We start from the raw sequence: 24,173 nt of genomic DNA, 5'->3' as shown, positions 1-24,173 counted from the left end.
CTCTTACTTATTCAGCTCTTGTAAGAACCTCTCTTCATTCCAAACTTCAACATTGTGCTTCTCTGCTTGCGCTAATTTCGAGCCTGCAGCTTCACCAGCAACAAGTAAATCCGTACTTTTACTAACACTTCCTGTTACTTTTCCACCTAATGCCTCAATTTTCTTCTTCGCTTCACTGCGGCCCATAACTTCTAATTTCCCTGTTAAGACGACAGTTTTTCCTGCGAAGTACGATTCAACATTTTGTAAATCAGCAAATTTTATACCTTTGTATGCCATGTTCACGCCATACTCTTTAAATTGTTGTAATAGCTCTAATACGTCTTCATTATCGAAATACGTTACAACGGATTGAGCCATTTTTTCACCAATCTCATTAATTGTTTTTAATTCTTCTTCCGTCGCTTTCACAAGCTCATCCATCGTTTCGAAATGCTCAGCAAATGTACGTGCCGCTTTCGCACCGACATGACGAATACCAAGACCGAATAATAATCGCTCTAATGAGTTTTCCTTAGAATTCTCAATTGCTTGGACTAAATTTGTTGCTGATTTTTCACCGAAACGTTCTAGTTCTAATAATTGCTCTTTCGTCAATGAATATAAATCAGCAAACGTACGAATATAATCCGCATCAAAGAGTTGTGTAATTACACGTTCTCCAAGTCCATCAATATTCATTGCATTTCTTGAAACGAAATGGATTAATCCTTCACGAATTTGAGCTGGGCAAGTCGGATTTATACATCGAAGTGCTACTTCTTCTTCTAAACGAACAAGTTCACTCTCACATGCTGGACAATGCGTTGGCATATGATATTCTTCTTCCTCACCAGTACGCTTATCAAAAATAACGTTCACAACTTCAGGAATAATATCTCCAGCCTTTTTCACAACAACGTAGTCACCAATTCGAATATCCTTTTCACGAATTAAATCTTCGTTATGTAAAGAAGCACGACGGACAATAGTTCCGGCTACTCGCACTGGCTCCAGCTCTGCAGTTGGTGTTACAACTCCTGTGCGGCCGACACTTAATTCAATCCCTGTTAATCTCGTCACAACTTCTTCAGCTGGGAATTTATAAGCTATTGCCCATCTTGGACTCTTTGCTGTAGTTCCTAAGCTTTCTTGAATAGCAACATCGTCTACTTTTATAACGATTCCGTCAATCTCATAATCAAGATGCGGGCGTTTTTCTTGCCACTCTTCTACATAGGCTATTACGTCTTCAATTGTTTCACATGTACGACGATTTGGATTCGTCTTAAATCCAAGCTCACCTAAGAAATCCAGTGATTCACTGTGGGATGGAATTGTTTTTTCTTCTACATTAGCAAGACCATACACAAACATAGATAAGTTACGCTTCGCTGCAATTTTCGGATCAAGTTGGCGTATCGATCCTGCTGCCGCATTACGTGGATTCGCAAATACATCTTCACCATTTTGCTCTTTTTCTTCATTTAATTTAACGAACGAACGCTTCGGCATATAAGCCTCGCCTCGTGCTTCTAACGTTACTTCTTCATTTAAACGCAGCGGGATAGCTTTAATCGTTTTTAAGTTTTGGGTAATATCTTCACCCGTTATACCATCACCACGTGTTGCTCCTTGAATGAAGCGTCCTTTTTCATAATGAAGTGAAACAGCAAGTCCGTCAATTTTTAATTCGCATATATATCTTACATTCGCATCATCAATTCCCTGATGTACTCTTCGATCAAAATCACGCAAATCTCCTTCATTAAACGCATTTCCTAAACTTAACATTGGTGATTTATGCGTTACCTTTTCAAATATATCAAGAACAGTCCCCCCAACGCGAATGGAGGGAGAGTCTTCACTCATAAACTCTGGGTTCTCTGCTTCTAATTTTATAAGCTCCTGCATATCACGGTCATATTCCGCATCAGAAACAGAAGGATTGTCTAATACGTGATATTGATAGTTAAATGTATTTAACAAATCACGCAGTTCTTCTATACGTTTTTTGGCTATCTCTTTTGACATATCCTCAGTCCTTTCCTATTGTTTCGTCACAGGTGCAAATTTTGCTAATAAACGTTTAATACCAATTGGGCTTGGGAACGCAATATCTAATTCTTTTGAATCTCCTTCACCCTTTACACTTACAACTGTACCGACTCCCCACTTCTGGTGAGCAGCTTTATCGCCTATTCCCCAGCCAATTTGCTCGCCACCTGTCGTCTTAACAGCCGGACGCGCGAAAGCTGAACGAGAGCGTGTTGTAGTTACGCTTGTCGTTCTTCCTTTTGCACCAAACGAAGTTTCACGCTTCGGTGCTGTTTCGTTTAATGGTTCTACTAATTCTGCCGGAATTTCTGTAATAAATCGAGATGCTGCATTCATACTTGTTCTACCAAATAAAGTACGCATTTGAGCATTAGATAAGTATAGCTCTTCTTCTGCACGAGTAATACCTACATAGGCAAGACGACGCTCTTCTTGCATTTCATCCTCTTCCATAAGAGAACGAGTATGCGGGAATATCCCTTCCTCTAAGCCAACAATAAAGACAACTGGGAACTCTAATCCTTTTGCTGAGTGCATCGTCATTAAAATAACTTCTTCACCAGCAGTTGGATCTTCATCTACACGATCAATATCCGCAACAAGAGCTAAGTCTGTTAAGAATGCAACAAGGCTCTTATCTTCGCTTTGGGATTCAAATGTTTGTGTAACAGATAAAAACTCGTCTAAGTTTTCTAAACGACCTTCTGCTTCTAAAGAACGCTCATTTTTCAACATATCGCGATAGCCTGTCTTCTCAATAACTTCTTCTACTAATTCTGTAACAGATAAATACTCTTGCATATTTACCCAGTTGTGTAATAAACTTGCGAATTCTTTTACTGCTTTTGTTATTTTTGCACTTACACCAACATGCTCAATCTCATCAAATACAGCAGTTAATGAGATTCCGTTTTGCACACCATAATTAATAATTTTATCTATAGAAGTCGCACCAATCCCGCGCTTTGGCATGTTTATAATACGTGCAAAACTAATCTCATCATCTGGATTCCCAATTAAACGTAAGTACGCCAAAATGTCTTTAATCTCTTTACGGTCGTAGAACTTAGTACCTCCGACGATCTTGTAAGGGATATTAGATTTCAGGAAAATCTCCTCGACCATACGAGACTGGGCATTTGTACGATATAACACTGCAAAATCAGTATATTTTCGTTTCCCCATTTGAATATCATCACGAATTTTTTTCGCAACAAAATACGCTTCGTCCTTTTCAGTTGCAGCACGATAATACGAGATTTTGCTTCCAATTTGATTGTCTGTCCATAATTTCTTCGGTTTACGGTTTGAATTTTTTTCAATTACAGCATTCGCTGCATTTAAAATATTTTGTGACGAACGATAATTTTGTTCTAACAAGATAACTTGCGCATTCTCATAGTCTTTTTCGAATGACAAAATGTTAGAAATGTCAGCCCCGCGCCAGCGGTAAATAGACTGATCAGAATCACCTACAACGCAAAGATTTTTAAAACGTGCTGCTAAATGTTTAACAAGAAGGTACTGAGCTTTGTTCGTATCTTGATACTCATCAACGTGAATATATTGGAACTTACGCTGATAAAACTCTAGTACTTCTGGAACACGTTCAAATAGCTGAATCGTTGTCATAATTAAATCATCAAAGTCTAATGAGTTATTTTTCAAAAGACGTTTTTGATATTCTGTATATACATCGCTCGTTAATTTTTCATATGGGTCAGCGATTGTAATTTTTTTTGCATATTTATCTGCAGATAACAGTTCATTTTTCGCATTACTAATACCGGCTAAAATAGAGCGCGGCTCAAATTTCTTCGGATCAATATTGCGCTCTTTCATAATTTTTTTGACTACAGTTAACTGATCGCCTGAATCTAAGATTGTAAAGTTACGATTAATACCAATACGATCGATATCACGTCGTAAAATACGTACACACATAGAGTGGAACGTAGAAATCCAAATATCTTCTGCTTCTGGTCCAACAAGTTTATCAATACGCTCACGCATTTCACGAGCAGCTTTATTTGTAAAGGTAATTGCTAGTACATTCCATGGCGCCACACCTTTTTCACCAAGTAAATATGCAATACGGTGTGTTAACACACGTGTTTTCCCACTACCTGCGCCTGCCATTAATAGAAGTGGTCCATTTGTTGTTTGTACTGCTTTTTGTTGCTGCGGATTTAAACCATTTAATAACTTATCTGTCGTACTCATATGCGCCTGCACCTACTCTCCTTTTACTGCTTTAACTGTTTTTAATGCCGATTTTATATCATCATAAATAATATTTCCAACAACTACTGTATCAGCATACTGCGCCATTTCTTTCGCTTGTTCTGCATTAGAAATACCACCGCCATAATATAGCTTAGCTTGTTTCAATTCTGCTTTTACATTTTTAACAAGCTCAATGTCTCCATACGTCCCGCTATATTCTAAATAGAATATCGGTAAATGTAATAGCTTGTCTGCTAAACGCGCATATGCAATAACATCATCTTCTGTTAAATCACATTTTGCATCTGTAAGCTGGGCTACTTTCGCTTCTGGGTTTAAAACACAATACCCTTCCATGTAAATTTCGTCCCAGTCCATAATATCCCCAAATTCTTTCAATGCCTCATGATGAACACCTGTTACCCATTCTACTTTTCGGCTATTTAAAACACTTGGGATGTAATAAAAATCAAATCCTGGTGTAATTGCCTCCACATCAGAAACCTCTAACACACAAGGCACTGCATATCTACGAATGCTAACTAGCATGTGTAATACGTTATCAATTGTCACTCCATCACTTCCGCCTACAATAACAGCATCCGTTCCAGATTCACAAATCATTTCTAAATGTTCGTCACTTAACTCCTTATTTGGATCAAGCTTAAATACATGTTTCCATTTGGAAATATCGTACATGAAAACACCCTTTCTTTTCTCTAGTTATATAATTTCTGTTCAAAATAACAGTTAATTTTTATCAAGATTTTTTACATTCCTTGCTATATCTTTACCGGACTGGCGTATGCAACGATGAAATGCGACAGCTATCTTTACCGGACTTTTTGAACTTCCTTTTACGCATTCTTTCATTATAACAAAAAAAGCTACCTACACACACGCCCAATCCAACATCTTTTTCAACGTCAAATGTTGGATTACATATCAAAAAACTTATACGGAATACTAACAAATGAAATAGTATTTTCTATTTTGAAGTTAATTAAAAAGGAGTGTTTTTCTAATGAAGCAAAACATCGGCACAATTAGTGCTCTAATTCGAATTACACTCGGACTCATCCTCTTCGGTTGTAGTACAGCTAAACTCGTACGTAAACCTTGGTGCACTTGGTCTAAAGTTTTGCTATGGATTGGTGCCATGAAAATTGCGGAGGGAATCGTTCGTTTCTGCCCTATTGTTGAAGCCTGTAAGTTTGGAAAATATATGAATATGAGCGCATTTAAAATGCCTAGCATGAATTTCACTGAAAAAGGACATAATAAAGAAGAAGTTAATTCAGCTTCCAGTCATGACAAGCCAAAGTCAAAGTCAGATGGAAGTTATGACACTTCTGACAAAGAGATTGAGTCAGCGATTGAAGAATTAATCCTGGCAAAACCGCTTTGAATCATTTGTCACGATGCAAGATGCTCTCAAAGGGACTTAGCTGCTGCAGTGGGCAGCTAAGTCTTCTTTATTTTACCACGAAACAGAACGTACATTCTTGTTTTCACCCTTAAAACGTACATAAAAGATATCAAACAATAAAATTCAGAAAATTAGGTGTAACCCTCTTGCATGTAATGATATAAAAGTGATATCATTTTTATATCAAGGAGGCGATCATATGAAAGAAAAACAAGTATTTTATGTTAATGGATTTCTCGGCGTTATTGGAATTTTAGTTTTAGCCGCTATCGGTGTATTTTGCCTTGTACAAGAAATGTTTGTAATAGCTATTTTAGCTCTCATATTAGCATCTGTTTTAGCTACAGGTATCGGTATCGTTCAACCGAATCAAGCGAAAGTTATTACGTTCTTCGGTAGTTATTTAGGAACAATTCGTCAAAATGGTTTATTTTTAACAATTCCATTCGCGTTTCGTCAAACTGTATCTTTACGTGTTGAAAACTTTAACAGTAAGAAATTAAAAGTAAACGATGTTGAGGGCAATCCAATTGAAATTGCAGCCGTTATCGTATATAAAGTTGTTGATTCCGCAAAAGCAATGTTTGGTGTTGAGCATTACGATCGATTCGTAGAAATTCAAAGCGAAACAGCAATCCGCCACGTTGCTACAAAATATCCTTATGATAATTTCCAAGATGAAACTTGTATCACGTTACGAGGAAATACTGAAGAAATCTCTGAAGAATTAAAGCGTGAGTTAGAAGCACGCCTTGAAATCGCTGGCGTAGAAGTATTAGAAACTCGTTTAACGCATTTAGCTTACGCAACAGAAATTGCCCATGCAATGCTCCAACGTCAACAAGCAAAAGCAGTATTAGCTGCTAGAAAAGAGATTGTTGAAGGTGCTGTGAAGATGGCGAAAGATTCAATCCATATGTTAGATGAAGAAGGCGTACTGGAACTCGATGACGAGCGTAAAGCAAATATGGTGAACAATTTATTAGTTGCCATCGTTTCAGATAAAGGTGCGCAACCAGTTATTAATACAGGAAGCCTATACTAAAGGTTGTAAGTGATTATGGCCAAAAAGAAAAGCTTTCCATTACGTATTGATCCTGAATTACACGCAGTCATCGAAAAATGGGCGAATGATGAGTTTCGTAGCGTCAATGCACACATCGAGTATTTACTTCGAGAAATGGCAAAGCAAAAAGGGAAATTAAAAAAAAATAAAGATGCATAAAAATCCCGCTGAGAAATCAGCGGGATTTTTATATATTAGCTTTTCGTCATCTCATGCCCAATTGCACGATATCCTATATCACTTCGGTAAAATAAACCATCACTCTCAATTTTACCGATTTCTTTATAGACCTTATCTTTCGCTTCTAGTAAACTATTCGCCTTACAAGCAACAAATAATACACGGCCACCGTTTGTTACAAAGTCACCATGTTTCATCGCTGTACCCGCATGGAAAACTATTACATCTTGCAGTGCATCTAATCCGTTAATAATTTCACCTTTTTTATATGCTTCTGGATATCCTTTCGAAGCAAGTACGACACCAATAACTGCTTCCTTTGACCATTGTAACGTTAATTCACTTTCATCTAATACAGCGTTACATACATCAACTAAATCATTTTCTAAGCGTGGTAATACAACTTCCGTTTCAGGATCGCCAAAGCGTGCATTGAACTCAATTACCTTTGGACCATCATTCGTTAAAATAAGCCCCGCATATAAAATTCCTGTAAACGAACGATTTTCTTGGATCATCGCTTTAGCAGTTGGATGTAATACTGTTTGAATCGCTTCTTGAACCGCTGATTCCGGAATTTGTGGTACTGGGGAATATGCACCCATTCCGCCTGTATTAGGACCTTTATCACCATCAAAAGCTCGTTTATGATCTTGAGCAATTACCATTGGATGCACAGTTGTTCCATTTACAAATGCCATTAATGAAAATTCTTGTCCATCTAAAAACTCTTCAATAACGACCTTCTTGCTTGCTGGGCCGAATTTCACATCTTGTAGCATTTCTTTCACAGCTTGCAATGCCTCTTCAAGCGTCATTGCTACGGTTACACCTTTACCAGCAGCTAACCCATCTGCCTTAATTACGATCGGTGCACCAACTTTCTGAATGTACTTTACTGCCTCTTCATAGTCTGTAAAAGTTTCATATGCCGCAGTTGGAATATCATACTTTTTCATCAATTCTTTTGTAAAAGCTTTACTACCTTCAATAACAGCAGCCGCTTTATTAGGTCCAAATACACGAAGTCCCTCTTCCTTAAAGCGATCAACGATTCCATTCATAAGTGGAATTTCTGGTCCAACGAAAGTTAAGCCTACATTGTTTTCTTTTGCGAATAAGACTAATGCATCAAAATCATTCTCATCAATATCAACTGGTGTTGCAACGTCTCGCAAACCTTCATTACCTGGCGCTACATATATTTTTTCTACCTTTTCAGATTGTGCAAACTTCCAAGCTAAAGCATGCTCACGTCCACCACGGCCAATTACTAAAACATTCATATTTCATCCCCCAATAATTAAATAAGTACAAACTAGAAGCTATGCTCCTAGTTTGTTTTCATATCAATAAAAGTTTAAAAAGGAGGATCAAGAGAACCGAGCAGGTCGAGGCGCATTTGCCAGGAGGACACGGAGTGTAGCTTTCCTACATGAGTACCGCACTGGCTATGCAACGACGACATGCGACAGTTATCTTGACCGGACTTTTTTAACATCCTCTATTAGTGTTTGAAATGACGTACGCCAGTGAACACCATAGTAATCCCATACGCATCTGCCATTTTAATAGAATCTTCATCACGAATCGATCCGCCTGGTTGGATGATTGCTGTAATTCCAGCTTTTGCTGCTTCTTCTACTGTATCTGGCATTGGGAAGAAAGCATCAGATGCAAGTGCGCTACCTTGTGCTTTTTCGCCAGCTTGTGTAATTGCGATTTTTGCAGAACCTACACGGTTCATCTGTCCCGCGCCTACACCAACTGTCATGTTATCATTCGCTAAAACAATTGCATTTGATTTCACATGCTTTACAACTTTCCAAGCTAGTTTTAAATCTTTCCATTCTTGCTCTGATGGTTCACGTTTCGTTGGAATTGAAATTGCGTCCTCATCTAATGATAACGTATCTTCTTCTTGAATAAGAAGACCACCTTGTACAGAAGTTAGTTTTTTGCTTGCACTTGTCGCTTTTTCAATATTTACAGTTAGTAAGCGTAAGTTCTTCTTACTTTGCAACACTTCTAAAGCTTCTTGCGAGAACGAAGGAGCGATAACAATTTCTAAGAAAATTTCGTGTAACTTTTCTGCTGTAGCTTTATCAATTTCACGATTTGCTGCAATAATACCGCCGAAGATTGATACTGGATCCGCTTCATAAGCACGAGTATATGCTTCGTGAATATCAGTTCCTACTCCAACACCACATGGATTCATATGTTTTACCGCTACTACTGCTGGTTCTGTAAATTCTTTCACGATGCTAAGTGCCGCATCCGCATCGTTGATATTGTTATAAGATAATTCTTTACCATGTAATTGTTCTGCGTATGCAACAGAAGACGTTGCTGCGAATGGCGCTTTATAGAATGTCGCTTTTTGATGTGGATTTTCGCCATAGCGTAAATCTTGTTTTTTCTCAAATGTCACCGTTACTGTTTCAGGGCTTTCTTCGCCCATTTGCTCTGTTAAGTAGTTAGAAATTAATGCATCATATGCTGCTGTATGACGGAATACTTTCGCTGCTAATTTACGTTTCGTTTCCTCTGTTACTTCACCGTTCTCTTTCAGTTCTGCTAATACAACATCATAATCTACTGGATCTACAATTACCGACACAAATTTATGATTTTTCGCAGCAGAGCGAATCATTGTTGGGCCACCGATATCAATATTTTCAATTGCATCAGCAAATGTTACATCAGGCTTAGCGATTGTTTCTTTAAATGGGTATAAGTTAACAACAACAAAGTCAATTGGTTGAATACCTAATTCATTCATTTGCGCTACATGCATTTCATTATCACGAACTGCTAATAGACCACCATGAATATTTGGATGTAATGTTTTTACACGACCATCCATAATTTCTGGGAAACCAGTTACTTCAGAAATACCAATTACTTGCAAGCCGTTTTCTTCTAATAATTTTTTCGTACCACCTGTTGAAATAACTTCAATCCCTTGTTCAAGTAAACCTTTAACAAATTCTACTACTCCTGTTTTATCTGAAACACTTACTAATGCACGCTTTTTCATTTATCCTTCACCCCTAGTTGTATGTTAGTTAACAGTTGGTTTTTTCACAGACTGAACAATTTGATTCACTGTATTTACGTATAATTTATGTTCAACTTGTTGAATTTTCTTTTGTAAGCTTTCTCTCGTATCCCCTTCAGAAACAACTACTGCTTCTTGCGCAATAATTGGACCTGTATCCATACCTGCATCTACATAGTGAATCGTTACTCCGGTTACTTTCACACCCGCTTCTAACGCTTGACCAACAGCATCTTTCCCTGGAAAACTCGGTAGTAGTGATGGATGAATATTAATAATTTTCCCGCCGTACGCTTCTAGTAAAGTCGTTCCAATTAAACGCATATATCCAGCTAAAATAACATAATCAATTTCATACTCTTCTAGCTTTTTTAATATCTCTTTTTCAAATGCTTCTTTTGACTCATATGCTTTCGCTGAAAAGGAAAAACACGGAATATGGTGATAGTGTGCCCGTCCAATAGCGCGTGCCTCTGGTTTATCACATACTAATAAACTAATATTTGCATCCAATATTTTGTCTTCTACCGCATTAATGAGAGATTGAAAGTTAGAGCCGCTCCCAGAAGCAAAAACTGCTAATCTACTCATATTTCTGTTCCCTCAATAAAGGTAACACCAGACCCTTGTACAGTGTGTCCAATAATATGAGCTTTCTCGCCTTGTTCCTCAAGAAGACGAACAATATCTTTTGCCTCTTCTTCCTTTACTGCTACTACCATACCAATACCCATGTTAAAAATATTGAACATTTCTTTCTCTTCTAGTTTTCCAACTTCTTGAAGTAAACTGAAGATCGGTTGAACTTGCCAAGATCCTAATTCAATTTCCGCACCGATTCCTTCTGGCAACATACGTGGAATATTTTCAATGAACCCGCCACCTGTAATATGCGCCATACCGTATACTTCATGTTTCTTCAATAGTTCTAAAATAGGTTTGACATAAATTTTCGTTGGTTTTAATAATTCTTCACCAAGAGGTAGTTCTAGGCGGCCGTAAATACGGTCTAAAGATAGTTCTCCATCTTCTAGTAATACTTTTCGTACTAAAGAATAACCGTTACTATGAATACCGCTAGATGCTAAGCCAATTAATACGTGACCAGCTTCAATTTTTTCACCTGTTATAATTTTCTTTTTATCAACAATTCCAACTGTAAAACCAGCTAAATCGTATTCTTCCGTAGAATACATTCCTGGCATTTCAGCTGTTTCTCCACCAATTAATGCACAACCAGCTTGGCGACAGCCCTCTGATATACCTTTGACGATGTTTTCAATTTTACTAGGTTCAGCTTTACCACAAGCAATATAATCAAGGAAGAAAAGCGGCTCTGCTCCTTGGACAACAATATCATTTACACACATTGCTACTGCATCAATACCAATTGTGTCATGTTTATCTGCCATAAAAGCGAGCATCAATTTCGTTCCCACGCCATCTGTTCCAGATACTAATACAGGTTCTTCTAATGCAAATTTTGATAGATCAAACATACCTCCAAAACCGCCTAAACCGCCTAGCACTTCTTTTCTCATTGTTGTTTGTACGTGTTTTTTCATGCGAGATACCGCTTCATATCCAGCTTCAATATCTACTCCTGCTTGCTTATATGCATTCGCCATCGTTATTTACACCTCGTCTTTTAATTTCTCCCCATCCAGGGCGGCCGTTTTAAGAAAGAAGCTAGCTTCTACATCAAAAGAAGTAGAAGCTTTTTTCTTCTTATTTCATACTTTCTAAAAGCTCTTGCTCATAATCATAAAGAGCTGTTGGATAGTCTCCATTGAAGTAAGCCATACATAGACCACCGTATTTCCCTTCATATGGGCGTCCAATTGCATCTACTAATCCATCTTCACTTAAAAATGTTAGTGAATCTGCTCCGATGATTTGACGGATTTCTTCTATTGAATTATTTGCTGCGATTAATTCTTTTCTCGTTTGAATATCAATGCCATAGAAGCATGGATACTTAAGAGGTGGTGAAGCAATTCTTACATGGACTTCTGTCGCTCCAGCCTCGCGAAGCATACGAACAATTCGTTTACTTGTCGTCCCTCTTACGATAGAATCGTCAATCATAACAACTCGTTTTCCTTCAACTACGCCTCTTACTGCTGAAAGCTTCATCTTAACCCCTTGCTCACGCAGTTCTTGAGAAGGTTGAATAAACGTACGTCCAACGTAACGATTTTTAATTAACCCTAACTCATACGGAATTCCTGTCGCCTCCGCATAACCAATTGCTGCTGAAATACTAGAGTCTGGTACACCAGTAACAACATCAGCTTCAATAGGAGCTTCCGCCGCTAAACGTTTCCCCATGTTTTTACGTGCTGCATGAACATTAATACCAGCGATATTAGAATCTGGACGTGCAAAGTAAATGTATTCCATACTGCAAATCGCATGGTCTACTTCATTTGTAAAACGATCTACGTGAATTCCTTCATCATTGATAATAAGCAATTCACCAGGTTCTACATCACGAATGTATGTTGCACCAACTACATCGAAAGCACATGTTTCCGATGCTACAACGTAAGCATCCCCCATCTTTCCAATTGAAAGAGGACGGAATCCATTTGGATCTAGCGCAACGATCATTTCATTTCCAGTTAGTAAAAGATATGCAAACGCACCTTTCACTTTATTTAGAGCCTCTTTTACACTATCAATTAAAGAATCTTTTGTACTACGCTTAATGAGGTGTAAAAGTACTTCTGTATCTGAACTTGTTTGAAAAATACTTCCCTCTGCCTCTAATTCACGACGAAGCATTTTTGCATTAATTAAATTTCCGTTATGAGCTAACGCCATGCTATGATCGGAAAAACGGAATAATAATGGTTGAACGTTAGCAACTTCACTTCCACCAGCTGTTGCATATCGTACGTGTCCAATTGCTGATTTCCCGTTTAATCCCTCTAGCTCACCTCTTGAAAACACTTCTGATATTAAACCTAACCCCTTGTGACCGATGATTTTTTCCCCATTATTTACAACAATGCCTGCGCCCTCTTGCCCACGGTGCTGCAAACTGTGCAATCCGTAGTACGAAACTTGTGCTGCATTTTCATGCCCCCAAATTCCAAAAACGCCACATTCTTCATTTAACCCCTTTATTTCAGCAAGCATGGGATTGCCCCTTTCCAAGCCTTTCTCATTTCATCTACATTTGCTGTAAGTAATACTTCATTTTCTTCATTATGAATTGTTACTTCATTTGTATTTGTCACTTCTCCAACTTGAATTGCTTCAACCACTTTCTCAAATGCTTCTTTATTTTCACGTTTTACGGTTATAACGAAGCGCGATTGTGATTCTGCAAATAATACTGCTGTTGCTTCTCCGTCTAATTTCACAGTAGCACCTAAACCGTTAGCACCAATTGCACTTTCAGTAATTGCAACTGCTAAACCACCTTCTGCAACATCATGTGCAGATTGAACAAGGCCAGCTTGAATTGCTGCTAGTACTTGCTTTTGGCGTTTTAATTCTACATCTAGATCGATGCTTGGTGATTGACCGAAAATTTTTCCGTAGATCATTTTCTGTAATTCACTTCCACCAAACTCAGCTTTCGTCTCTCCAATTACATAAACTAAATCGCCAGCTTGTTTAAATTCTTGTGTTGTTACGTGTTTTAAATCGTGTACAAGTCCAACCATCCCAACAGTTGGTGTTGGATATACAGCTTCACCACTACGCTCGTTATACATTGATACATTCCCGCCGATAACTGGCGTTTGTAACTTGCGGCAAGCTTCACTCATACCGTCTACTGATTTCTCAATTTGCCAGAAGATCTCTGGTTTTTCTGGGTTACCGAAGTTTAAGCAATCTGTAATTGCAAGTGGCTCCCCGCCAGAACATACGATATTACGTGCTGCCTCTGCTACTGCAATTTTACCGCCCACTTCTGGATCTAAATAAATGTAGCGAGAGTTACAATCTGTCGTCATTGCTAATCCTTTTTCTGTGCCGCGTACGCGTATAACCGCTGCATCTGAACCTGGTGTAACGATTGTGCTAGTGCGCACTTGATAATCATATTGATCATATACCCACTCTTTACTTGCAATCGTTGGTTGTTGTAATAAAGATAATAACGTTTCTTTATAATCTTCTACTTTTGGTGTTTCCATTTTCATCTGCTGGAACTCAGCAAAGTATGCTGCTTCTTTTGACGGTTTATGATAAATTGGTGCTTCTTCTGCAAGAGCATCCGCCGGTACTTCAGCTACCATTTCGTCTTTATGGAATAGGCGAAGCATTTTATCTTCAGTTACTTTCCCCATCGTAACTGCTGCAAGACCATACTTTTCAAATAAATCTACTATTTCTTGCTCTCTACCTTTTTTCACAACGATTAACATACGCTCTTGTGATTCAGATAACATCATTTCATATGGAGTCATTCCAGTTTCACGCTGCGGTACATCATCTAAGTACATTTCAATACCCATACCTGCTTTACTTGCCATTTCTGCAGAAGATGATGTTAAACCAGCAGCTCCCATATCTTGAATTCCAACAAGTGCATCAGACTGAATAAGTTCTAAACATGCTTCAATAAGAAGTTTCTCCATAAATGGATCCCCTACTTGAACTGCCGGACGCTTCGCTTCTGAGCTTTCAGATAACTCTTCAGATGCGAATGTTGCACCGTGAATACCATCACGACCAGTTGATGCTCCTACGTACATTACTGTATTACCAGCACCATGTGCTTGCCCTTTTTTTATATCTTCATGATTAATTAGGCCTACACACATTGCATTTACAAGTGGATTTCCTTCATAACATGGATCAAACTGTACTTCTCCACCAACAGTAGGAATACCGATGCAGTTACCGTATCCTGCGATTCCTGCTACTACTTCTTCGAATAAATATTTCACACGTGGTGATTGTAATTCACCGAAACGAAGTGAGTTTAATAGAGCTACCGGACGTGCGCCCATAGAGAATACATCGCGAATAATACCACCGACACCTGTTGCTGCCCCTTGATATGGCTCAATTGCAGAAGGATGGTTATGACTTTCCATTTTAAATACCACCGCTTGATTATCACCGATATCTACAATTCCAGCGCCTTCTCCAGGTCCTTGTAAGACACGCTCACCTGTCGTTGGAAACTTACGAAGAACTGGCTTTGAATTTTTATAACTACAATGTTCAGACCACATAACAGAGAATAGTCCCGTTTCTGTATAATTCGGCAAACGGCCTAAAATCTTTTCAACCATGGCAAACTCTTCGTCTGTTAGCCCCATTTCCGCATATATACGCTCTTCTTTAATTTGTGTTGGATTTGGCTCAAGCATTAACGACATATGTTTCCCTCCACTGTTTTAAGATAGATTGAAAGACTTTTAAACCTTCAGCACCGCCAAGTAATTCATCTACAGCACGCTCTGGGTGTGGCATCATACCAAGAACATTTCCTTTTTCATTTACAATACCCGCAATATCTGAAACGCTTCCATTCGGATTTTCTACGTAACGGAATGCGATTTGATTATTCTCTTCTAATTGTTTAAGAGTCGCTTCATCACAATAGTAATTTCCTTCGCCATGTGCAATTGGAATATTAATTACTTCATCTTTTTCATATTGTGATGTAAACATCGTTTCATTATTTTCAACACGTAACTGAACCGTACGGCACATAAATTTCAAGTTTTCGTTTCTCATTAATGCTCCTGGTAGTAATCCTGATTCAACAAGAATCTGGAATCCATTACATACACCTAAAATTGGCTTTCCTTGCTCAGCAGCTTTTTGCACTGCTTTCATTGCGTTAGCAAAGCGAGAAATAGCACCACAACGTAAATAGTCACCGTAAGAGAATCCACCTGGTAGTAAAATTGCATCATATTCATCTAAATTCTCTCTATCGTGCCAAACGTAATCTACTTCTTCACCAAGCTCATCTTTAATTGCATGGAACATATCGACATCACAGTTCGAACCTGGGAATACTATGACTGCAAATTTCACTGTGCGACAACCTCCTCAACTTCATAACGGAAGTCTTCCATTACAACGTTTGCTAATAATTTTTCACACATTTCTTTTACCTTGCTATCCAGATCAGATACTGATTTATCAATTGTTAATTCCATATATTTTCCGATTCGAACGTCTTGTACTTCTGTAAATGAAAGACTATGAAGTGCTCCCTTTACCGCAGTTCCTTGTGGATCTAATACACTTTCTCTTAACGTTACATATACCTTAACTTTATACATGTGAAGCTCCCCCTAAACGTTTTAAAATTTCTTCATATGCTTCTGTTAAATTCCCAAGATCACGACGGAATACATCTTTATCAAATTTTTCATTGCTCGTTTCATCCCATAAACGGCAAGTATCTGGTGAAATTTCATCTGCTAATATGATTTCCCCTTCTTCTGTTACGCCAAACTCTAATTTAAAATCTACTAATCTTACACGACAGCTTGCGAAATGCTCAATCAACACTTGATTGATTTGTAGAGCTGCATCTCGTAATACGCTTACTTGCTCTGGTGTTGCAACATTTAACAAACGAATATGATCTTCCGTTACAAGTGGATCTCCTAAATCATCATCTTTGTAGTAAAATTCTACGATTGGTGTTGTAAGAGCAGTTCCTTCTTCCATTCCTAGTCTTTTTGAAAGACTGCCTGCAATTACGTTTCTTGTGACAACTTCTAATGGAATAATACTCACCTTTTTGACAAGTTGTTCTGTATCAGATAACTTCTCCACAAAGTGTGTTTTAATTCCAACTTCTTGTAACTTTCTGAACAATAAAGTTGTAATCTCATTGTTCAAACGACCTTTTCCTGTAATTGTCGCTTTTTTCTCCCCATTGAAAGCAGTCGCACTATCTTTGTACTCTACCCAAACCATATCTGCTGCTTCTGTACGATAAATTCTTTTTGCCTTACCTTCATACAGCAATTCTAGCTTTTGCATTTCGCAAGCCCCCTGTAGTTTGAAAAATGTGAATAATATTTTTATAAAGAATGGCACAGAATGACTCTATTCTATGCCATATGAAATTTTACGCTTCGTTTAATCCAAGGCGTTCAAAGATTGTATCAACGTGTTGCATATGATGTTCATAATTGAAACATTCGTTAATTTCTTCTTGCGTTAACTTACTTGTAATACGCTCGTCAGATTCTACAAGCTCTTTAAATTGTACTTGTGTTTCCCAAGCTTCCATTGCTTTAGGCTGTACGATATCATAAGCTTCTTCACGTACCAGACCTTTGTCAATTAGTGTAAGCATTACGCGTTGAGAGTAAATTAAGCCGTATGTTCTTGTCATATTGCGTTTCATATTCTCTGGGAATACAGTTAAGTTTTTAACGATATTACCAAAGCGATTTAACATGTAATTTAACGCGATTGTAGCATCTGGTAAAATTACGCGTTCTGCAGAAGAGTGAGAGATATCACGCTCATGCCATAACGGAACATTCTCGTAAGCTGTCATCATATAACCGCGGATAACACGAGCTAAACCAGTCATATTTTCAGATCCAATTGGATTACGTTTATGCGGCATTGCAGAAGAACCTTTTTGACCTTTTGCGAAAGCCTCTTCAACTTCACGTGTTTCACTCTTTTGTAAACCACGAATCTCAACTGCCATCTTTTCAACAGATGTTGCGATTAGTGCAAGTGTTGACATGTAATGTGCATGACGATCACGTTGCAATGTTTGTGTTGAAATTGGTGCTGCTTCTAATCCTAAGTTTTCACAAACATACTTTTCTACGAATGGATCAATATTTGCATATGTACCAACCGCACCAGATAACTTACCAACGCGAACTGTATCAGCAGCTTGTTTGAAACGCTCTACGTTACGTTTCATTTCTTCATACCAAAGACCAAGTTTTAAACCAAATGTTGTTGGCTCTGCATGTACACCGTGTGTTCTTCCCATCATAATCGTGTATTTATGCTCTTTCGCTTTATTAGCTAAAATGCTAACAAAGTTTTCTAAGTCTTTTAACAAGATTTCATTTGCTTGTTTTAAGATATAAGATAACGCTGTATCTACTACGTCTGTAGATGTTAAACCGTAATGAACCCATTTACGTTCCTCGCCTAATGTTGGTGTTTCTGATACAGCACGAGTGAAAGCAACTACGTCATGACGTGTTTCTTTTTCAATTTCATAAATACGATCAATATCAAATGTTGCATGTTCACGAATTTTTTTCACATCTTCTTTTGGAATATCGCCAAGCTCAGCCCATGCTTCACACGCTAAAATCTCAACTTCTAACCACGCTTTAAATTTGTTCTCTTCCGTCCAAATCGCACCCATTTCAGGGCGTGTATAACGATTAATCATCTTTTTCCCTCCAACAGTTGTTCTTGATGGTCCCAAATATGCAAACTCTTCGCTTTTTCTAGAGCGACTTCAATATTATCATTTAAAATATTAACATGCCCCATTTTTCGCTGCGCTTTTGCTTCTTCTTTTCCATACAAGTGTAAATAGCACCCGGTTAGTCTATTCACTTGTCCTAGGACCCCTTCTATATGTTCGCCTAAAATGTTTACCATGACAACTGGTTTTAACAAATTTGTTTCTCCAAGAGGTAAATTACAGATTGCTCGAATATGTTGACCAAATTGACTCGTTTCACATGCATCCTGTGTATAGTGTCCTGAATTGTGAGGTCTTGGTGCTAATTCATTAATGTAAATCTCACCGTCAGCTGTAGCAAACATCTCTACCGCTAGTGTTCCCACAAGTTCTAGTTCATCCGCAAGTACCTTTGCGTAAGCAATTGCTTTTTGAGAAAGTTCTTCTGTAATGCGGGCTGGAACGATAGATTCATGCAAAATATTATTTACATGAATATTTTCCGCTACCGGAAATACTTTAGTTTCACCACTTACACTACGAATTACAATAACTGATACTTCTTTTTCAAAAGGCACCCATTTTTCTAGAATGCACTCTGCTTTATTAGTAAGTTCTTTTGCTCTCACAACATCAGCTTCACTCTTTAAAACCACTTGCCCTTTACCATCGTATCCACCTGTCGTTGTTTTTAAGACAGAAGGGAAAGATAACTCTTTAATTGCTTCTGTAAGTTGATCTTGATTTTGAACCAATCTATACGATGCTACTGGTAACCCAGCTTTTTCAATTGCATTCTTTTCTGTAAAACGATTTTGCGTTTTATTTAACAACTGACTACCTTGTGGTAAGTAAGCATGTTTTTCAAGCCATTGTAAACATCTATAATCAATATTCTCAAATTCATATGTGACAACGTCGCTTATCTCTGCTAAATGCTGAATTGCTTTTAAATCGTCATATGGTGCAACGACTTCAACATCAGCAACTTGTGCACATGGTGAATGCTTTGTAGGATCTAAAACAGCAATTTTATAACCCATTTCCTTAGCTGCCAACGCCATCATTCTTCCAAGCTGGCCGCCTCCAATAATGCCGATTGTTTTTCCAGGTAAAATGATTCTCGTCATACTAGCTCACTACCTTCACGCACAGTTTTCTCAATAGCTTCTCGTCTGAACTCTAATGCATCATGTATATCATCATGAAATGATCCAAGTATTTGTGCAGCAAGTAATCCAGCATTCGTTGAACCAGCCTTACCAATTGCAACAGTTGCAACTGGAACCCCTCCTGGCATTTGGACAATGGATAATAACGAATCTAGGCCGTTTAACGCCTTTGATTGAACTGGAACACCAATTACAGGAAGATTTGTCTTCGCTGCAACCATTCCTGGTAAATGCGCTGCTCCACCGGCTCCAGCAATAATAACTTTTAATCCACGTTCACGAGCTGTTTCTGCATATTCAAACATATAATCCGGAGTCCGATGAGCGGATACAACTTTTTTCTCATACGGTATATTTAATTCATCTAAAATGTCACAAGCATATTTCATTGTTTCCCAGTCTGACGTGCTTCCCATTATGACTCCAACTAGTGATTTCATATTAGAATCCCCCCGATTCAAATAAAAAAAGCCTGAAATAGAACAGTTTCTCTTTTACTATGAGAGAAAGTGCTCTACTCAGGCATACGTATCCCTTGTGAATAGAAAAATACCGAGTGACTTTCCCTCATAGTCTAACGAATAACGGTCGTTAGGTAGAGACTTGCAGGCCATATCCCCGCGATTATATGAGGTCTTATATATTATTGTTTCTATGGCTATATTAACAATATTTCATAAACAATGTCAATAAATAATCGAATGTTTTTTTATTAGTCATCGATAACGTTCGTGTTTTAGTTATATTCAAAAGAAGAATTGCAACTATATGCAAGAAGGAAAGGGAATTAGAATATATATTTCTAGAGATCTATTTTATGTATAACTATTTATATAATACTTCAGTATGTTTTAATCAATATATATACTCTCTTGTGTTCTATACATCGATAGAACCTATATTATAACGATTTAATTTCAAAGGAGGAATAACCGTGAAAAAAATAACTGTGCTATTATCCTATTTATTTTTCTCTATCGCAGTAATTGCTGTAATTATTGAATGCTTATTTATATCATCCCATTTTTTCTACTCTCATTATTATGATAGAAATAATCTTTCCTATTCTTAGGGATTATTTTAGGAGCATTCGAAAAATCCGGAGCACAAAAAATCATTACCATTATTTTAAACTGCCTCTATTTTATTCTTTTTTCGTCTTTAGGGTTATTAAATTTATGGATTTTAACCTTCGGTAAATAAAAATAAACACAAAAAAACCTAAGTCGAAACGACTTAGGTTTTTGCTTGGCGACGTCCTACTCTCACAGGGACAAGGTCCCAACTACCATCGGCGCTAGAGAGCTTAACTTCCGTGTTCGGTATGGGAACGGGTGTGACCTCTCTGCCATCATCACCAAACTGATGAAGGTATATTCCTTCAAAACTAGATAACATTGCTTCATATTATATGGTTAAGTCCTCGATCTATTAGTATTCGTCAGCTCCACATGTCACCATGCTTCCACCTCGAACCTATCAACCTGATCATCTTTCAGGGATCTTACTAGCTTACGCTATGGGAAATCTCATCTTGAGGGGGGCTTCATGCTTAGATGCTTTCAGCACTTATCCCTTCCGCACATAGCTACCCAGCTATGCCCTTGGCAGAACAACTGGTACACCAGCGGTGCGTCCATCCCGGTCCTCTCGTACTAAGGACAGCTCCTCTCAAATTTCCTGCGCCCACGACGGATAGGGACCGAACTGTCTCACGACGTTCTGAACCCAGCTCGCGTACCGCTTTAATGGGCGAACAGCCCAACCCTTGGGACCGACTACAGCCCCAGGATGCGATGAGCCGACATCGAGGTGCCAAACCTCCCCGTCGATGTGGACTCTTGGGGGAGATAAGCCTGTTATCCCCGGGGTAGCTTTTATCCGTTGAGCGATGGCCCTTCCATGCGGAACCACCGGATCACTAAGCCCGACTTTCGTCCCTGCTCGACTTGTAGGTCTCGCAGTCAAGCTCCCTTATGCCTTTGCACTCTACGAATGATTTCCAACCATTCTGAGGGAACCTTTGGGCGCCTCCGTTACACTTTAGGAGGCGACCGCCCCAGTCAAACTGCCCACCTGACACTGTCTCCCGGGTCGATAAGACCCGTAGGTTAGAATTTCAATACAGTCAGGGCGGTATCCCACCAGCGCCTCCACCGAAGCTAGCGCTCCGGTTTCAATGGCTCCCGCCTATCCTGTACAAACTGTACCAAAATTCAATATCAGGCTACAGTAAAGCTCCACGGGGTCTTTCCGTCCTGTCGCGGGTAACCTGCATCTTCACAGGTACTATAATTTCACCGAGTCTCTGGTTGAGACAGTGCCCAAATCGTTACACCTTTCGTGCGGGTCGGAACTTACCCGACAAGGAATTTCGCTACCTTAGGACCGTTATAGTTACGGCCGCCGTTTACTGGGGCTTCAGTTCAGAGCTTCGCTTACGCTAACCCCTCTCCTTAACCTTCCAGCACCGGGCAGGTGTCAGCCCCTATACTTCGCCTTACGGCTTCGCAGAGACCTGTGTTTTTGCTAAACAGTCGCTTGGGCCTATTCACTGCGGCTTTCCGTTAAGAAAGCACCCCTTCTCCCGAAGTTACGGGGTCATTTTGCCGAGTTCCTTAACCAGAGTTCTCTCGCACACCTTAGGATTCTCTCCTCGCCTACCTGTGTCGGTTTGCGGTACAGGCACCTTTTATCTCGCTAGAAGCTTTTCTTGGCAGCGGGGAATCAAAGACTTCGCTCCATAAGGAGCTTCCCCATCACAGCTCAGCCTTCACGATAAGCGGATTTGCCTACTTATCAGCCTAACTGCTTGGACGTGCACAACCAATCGCACGCTTCTTCTATCCTTCTGCGTCCCTCCATTGCTCAAACGATAAAGAGGTGGTACAGGAATATCAACCTGTTGTCCATCGCCTACGCCTGTCGGCCTCGGCTTAGGTCCTGACTAACCCTGAGCGGACGAGCCTTCCTCAGGAAACCTTAGGCATTCGGTGGACGGGATTCTCACCCGTCTTTCGCTACTCATACCGGCATTCTCACTTCTAAGCGCTCCACCAGTCCTTCCGGTCTGACTTCACTGCACTTAGAACGCTCCCCTACCACTGATACCATTGGTATCAATTCGCAGCTTCGGTGGTGTATTTAGCCCCGGTACATTTTCGGCGCAGAGTCACTCGACTAGTGAGCTATTACGCACTCTTTAAATGGTGGCTGCTTCTGAGCCAACATCCTAGTTGTCTAAGCAACTCCACATCCTTTTCCACTTAATACACACTTTGGGACCTTAGCTGGCGATCTGGGCTGTTTCCCTCTTGACTACGGATCTTATCACTCGCAGTCTGACTCCTAAGGATAAGTCATTGGCATTCGGAGTTTGACTGAATTCGGTAATCCGATGAGGACCCCTAGTTCAATCAGTGCTCTACCTCCAAGACTCTTACACTTAAGGCTAGCCCTAAAGCTATTTCGGGGAGAACCAGCTATCTCCAGGTTCGATTGGAATTTCTCCGCTACCCACACCTCATCCCCGCACTTTTCAACGTGCGTGGGTTCGGGCCTCCATTCAGTGTTACCTGAACTTCACCCTGGACATGGGTAGATCACCTGGTTTCGGGTCTACGACCACGTACTAAACGCCCTATTCAGACTCGCTTTCGCTGCGGCTCCGCCTCTTCAGCTTAACCTCGCACGGGATCGTAACTCGCCGGTTCATTCTACAAAAGGCACGCCATCACCCATTAACGGGCTCTGACTATTTGTAGGCACACGGTTTCAGGATCTCTTTCACTCCCCTTCCGGGGTGCTTTTCACCTTTCCCTCACGGTACTGGTTCACTATCGATCACTAGGGAGTATTTAGCCTTGGGAGATGGTCCTCCCAGATTCCGACGGAATTTCACGTGTTCCGCCGTACTCAGGATACATTCAAGAGAGAACGAAGTTTCGACTACGGGGTTATTACCCTCTGTGACGGACCTTTCCAGGTCGCTTCGTCTACCTCGTTCCTTTGTAACTCCGTATAGAATGTCCTACAACCCCAAGAGGCAAGCCTCTTGGTTTGGGCTAGATTCCGTTTCGCTCGCCGCTACTCAGGAAATCGCATTTGCTTTCTCTTCCTCCAGGTACTTAGATGTTTCAGTTCCCTGGGTCTGTCTTCCATACCCTATGTATTCAGGTAAGGATACCATACCATTACGTATAGTGGGTTTCCCCATTCGGAAATCTTCGGATCAAAGCTTACTTACAGCTCCCCGAAGCATATCGGCGTTAGTCCCGTCCTTCATCGACTCCTAGTGTCAAGGCATCCACCGTGCGCCCTTTCTAACTTAACCAAACTAAAATTAAAAAAATATGAGCTACACTGTTATCTAGTTTTCAAAGAACATACATTTAAACTTGAGAGATAGTTCTCTCAAAACTGAACGAAACAAAACAAGTCAACGTTTATTGATGAACTGCGTTCATCAATTCTCCATAGAAAGGAGGTGATCCAGCCGCACCTTCCGATACGGCTACCTTGTTACGACTTCACCCCAATCATCTGTCCCACCTTAGGCGGCTGGCTCCATAAAGGTTACCCCACCGACTTCGGGTGTTACAAACTCT

Annotated in this window: 18 protein-coding genes, 3 rRNA genes, 1 pseudogene and 1 riboswitch (1 of these 23 only partly in view); of the genes and pseudogenes, 4 read left to right on the top strand and 18 right to left on the bottom strand. The window is 39.6% G+C overall.

Annotated elements, in window-relative coordinates; all coding sequences use genetic code 11:
- Positions 1-3 precede the first annotated feature (3 nt).
- The 3 genes from ligA to MHH59_RS01770 are packed head-to-tail and all read right to left on the bottom strand — an operon-like array spanning position 4 to position 4,962.
- Positions 4-2,013: an NAD-dependent DNA ligase LigA gene (gene ligA / locus MHH59_RS01780; protein ID WP_340850772.1), complete on the bottom strand. Its 2,010-nt coding sequence runs from the start codon at positions 2,011-2,013 to the stop codon at positions 4-6.
- A 15-nt stretch (positions 2,014-2,028) separates the two neighbouring features.
- The gene (gene pcrA / locus MHH59_RS01775) at positions 2,029-4,260 is read right to left on the bottom strand and encodes a DNA helicase PcrA (protein ID WP_340850771.1); all 2,232 of its coding nucleotides are present in this window, start codon (positions 4,258-4,260) and stop codon (positions 2,029-2,031) included.
- Between the two features lie 12 nt (positions 4,261-4,272).
- Positions 4,273-4,962, bottom strand: a complete 690-nt coding sequence (locus MHH59_RS01770) for a heptaprenylglyceryl phosphate synthase (RefSeq protein WP_002124878.1) — start codon at positions 4,960-4,962, stop codon at positions 4,273-4,275.
- A 325-nt stretch (positions 4,963-5,287) separates the two neighbouring features.
- Here MHH59_RS01770 and MHH59_RS01765 point away from each other — a divergent pair, with 325 nt between their 5' ends.
- From MHH59_RS01765 to MHH59_RS01755, 3 genes are all read left to right on the top strand, one after another.
- A complete protein-coding gene (locus MHH59_RS01765) occupies positions 5,288-5,671 on the top strand; it encodes a YgaP family membrane protein (protein ID WP_002124877.1) in 384 nt (127 codons plus the stop codon).
- 220 nt (positions 5,672-5,891) lie between these two features.
- Positions 5,892-6,737, top strand: a complete 846-nt coding sequence (locus MHH59_RS01760; RefSeq protein ID WP_002063557.1) for an SPFH domain-containing protein — start codon at positions 5,892-5,894, stop codon at positions 6,735-6,737.
- Between the two features lie 15 nt (positions 6,738-6,752).
- Positions 6,753-6,917 (top strand): toxin-antitoxin system HicB family antitoxin, encoded by a 165-nt coding sequence (locus MHH59_RS01755; RefSeq protein WP_002063556.1) that lies wholly within the window; start codon positions 6,753-6,755, stop codon positions 6,915-6,917.
- 35 nt (positions 6,918-6,952) lie between these two features.
- Here the strand turns inward: MHH59_RS01755 and purD are convergent, their stop codons facing one another.
- The 12 genes from purD to purE form a co-directional block, all read right to left on the bottom strand.
- Positions 6,953-8,224, bottom strand: coding sequence for a phosphoribosylamine--glycine ligase (gene purD / locus MHH59_RS01750; protein WP_340850770.1), 1,272 nt, complete (start codon positions 8,222-8,224; stop codon positions 6,953-6,955).
- A gap of 221 nt (positions 8,225-8,445) precedes the next feature.
- Entirely contained in the window at positions 8,446-9,981 is a 1,536-nt protein-coding gene (purH, locus tag MHH59_RS01745) for a bifunctional phosphoribosylaminoimidazolecarboxamide formyltransferase/IMP cyclohydrolase (protein WP_088044744.1), read from the bottom strand.
- A gap of 24 nt (positions 9,982-10,005) precedes the next feature.
- Positions 10,006-10,593 carry a phosphoribosylglycinamide formyltransferase gene (gene purN, locus MHH59_RS01740; protein WP_002186802.1) on the bottom strand — a complete coding sequence of 196 codons (588 nt, stop codon included), beginning with the start codon at positions 10,591-10,593 and terminating at the stop codon, positions 10,006-10,008.
- Complete coding sequence (gene purM, locus MHH59_RS01735) at positions 10,590-11,630, bottom strand: phosphoribosylformylglycinamidine cyclo-ligase (protein ID WP_340850769.1); 1,041 nt, start codon at positions 11,628-11,630, stop codon at positions 10,590-10,592. The genes purN and purM overlap by 4 nt, the downstream gene beginning before the upstream one ends.
- 100 nt (positions 11,631-11,730) lie before the next feature.
- Positions 11,731-13,146, bottom strand: a complete 1,416-nt coding sequence (gene purF, locus MHH59_RS01730; RefSeq protein ID WP_002124870.1) for an amidophosphoribosyltransferase — start codon at positions 13,144-13,146, stop codon at positions 11,731-11,733.
- Positions 13,131-15,350, bottom strand: a complete 2,220-nt coding sequence (purL, locus tag MHH59_RS01725) for a phosphoribosylformylglycinamidine synthase II (RefSeq protein ID WP_002124868.1) — start codon at positions 15,348-15,350, stop codon at positions 13,131-13,133. Before purL ends, purF begins: the two co-directional genes overlap by 16 nt.
- Complete coding sequence (gene purQ, locus MHH59_RS01720; RefSeq protein ID WP_000666771.1) at positions 15,334-16,017, bottom strand: phosphoribosylformylglycinamidine synthase subunit PurQ; 684 nt, start codon at positions 16,015-16,017, stop codon at positions 15,334-15,336. Before purQ ends, purL begins: the two co-directional genes overlap by 17 nt.
- Positions 16,014-16,268, bottom strand: a complete 255-nt coding sequence (gene purS, locus MHH59_RS01715) for a phosphoribosylformylglycinamidine synthase subunit PurS (RefSeq protein ID WP_000278823.1) — start codon at positions 16,266-16,268, stop codon at positions 16,014-16,016. The genes purQ and purS overlap by 4 nt, the downstream gene beginning before the upstream one ends.
- Entirely contained in the window at positions 16,261-16,980 is a 720-nt protein-coding gene (purC, locus tag MHH59_RS01710; protein ID WP_002010014.1) for a phosphoribosylaminoimidazolesuccinocarboxamide synthase, read from the bottom strand. Before purC ends, purS begins: the two co-directional genes overlap by 8 nt.
- Before the next feature lie 88 nt (positions 16,981-17,068).
- Positions 17,069-18,376 (bottom strand): adenylosuccinate lyase, encoded by a 1,308-nt coding sequence (gene purB / locus MHH59_RS01705; RefSeq protein WP_002124866.1) that lies wholly within the window; start codon positions 18,374-18,376, stop codon positions 17,069-17,071.
- Complete coding sequence (purK, locus tag MHH59_RS01700) at positions 18,373-19,524, bottom strand: 5-(carboxyamino)imidazole ribonucleotide synthase (protein WP_002140188.1); 1,152 nt, start codon at positions 19,522-19,524, stop codon at positions 18,373-18,375. Before purK ends, purB begins: the two co-directional genes overlap by 4 nt.
- The gene (purE, locus tag MHH59_RS01695; RefSeq protein ID WP_340850768.1) at positions 19,521-20,006 is read right to left on the bottom strand and encodes a 5-(carboxyamino)imidazole ribonucleotide mutase; all 486 of its coding nucleotides are present in this window, start codon (positions 20,004-20,006) and stop codon (positions 19,521-19,523) included. Before purE ends, purK begins: the two co-directional genes overlap by 4 nt.
- A 110-nt stretch (positions 20,007-20,116) precedes the next feature.
- Positions 20,117-20,218, bottom strand: a riboswitch (purine riboswitch).
- A gap of 282 nt (positions 20,219-20,500) precedes the next feature.
- On the opposite strand from purE, the pseudogene MHH59_RS01690 reads away from it, so the two are divergent.
- A pseudogene (locus tag MHH59_RS01690) lies at positions 20,501-20,769 on the top strand (hypothetical protein).
- Between the two features lie 43 nt (positions 20,770-20,812).
- On the opposite strand, the gene rrf reads toward MHH59_RS01690, so the two are convergent.
- The 3 genes from rrf to MHH59_RS01675 all read right to left on the bottom strand — a co-directional run.
- Positions 20,813-20,928, bottom strand: a 5S ribosomal RNA gene (gene rrf / locus MHH59_RS01685).
- 49 nt (positions 20,929-20,977) lie between these two features.
- A 23S ribosomal RNA gene (locus MHH59_RS01680) occupies positions 20,978-23,899 on the bottom strand.
- 146 nt (positions 23,900-24,045) lie between these two features.
- Positions 24,046-24,173: ribosomal RNA gene (locus MHH59_RS01675) — 16S ribosomal RNA — on the bottom strand; it runs 1,424 nt beyond the window's last position.
- The 16S, 23S and 5S rRNA genes sit together here, the layout of an rRNA operon.

The sequence above is a fragment of the Bacillus sp. FSL E2-0195 genome, from assembly GCF_038003645.1.
GTDB lineage: Bacteria > Bacillota > Bacilli > Bacillales > Bacillaceae_G > Bacillus_A > Bacillus_A mycoides.
This window is presented reverse-complemented; position numbering and strand designations above follow the sequence as displayed.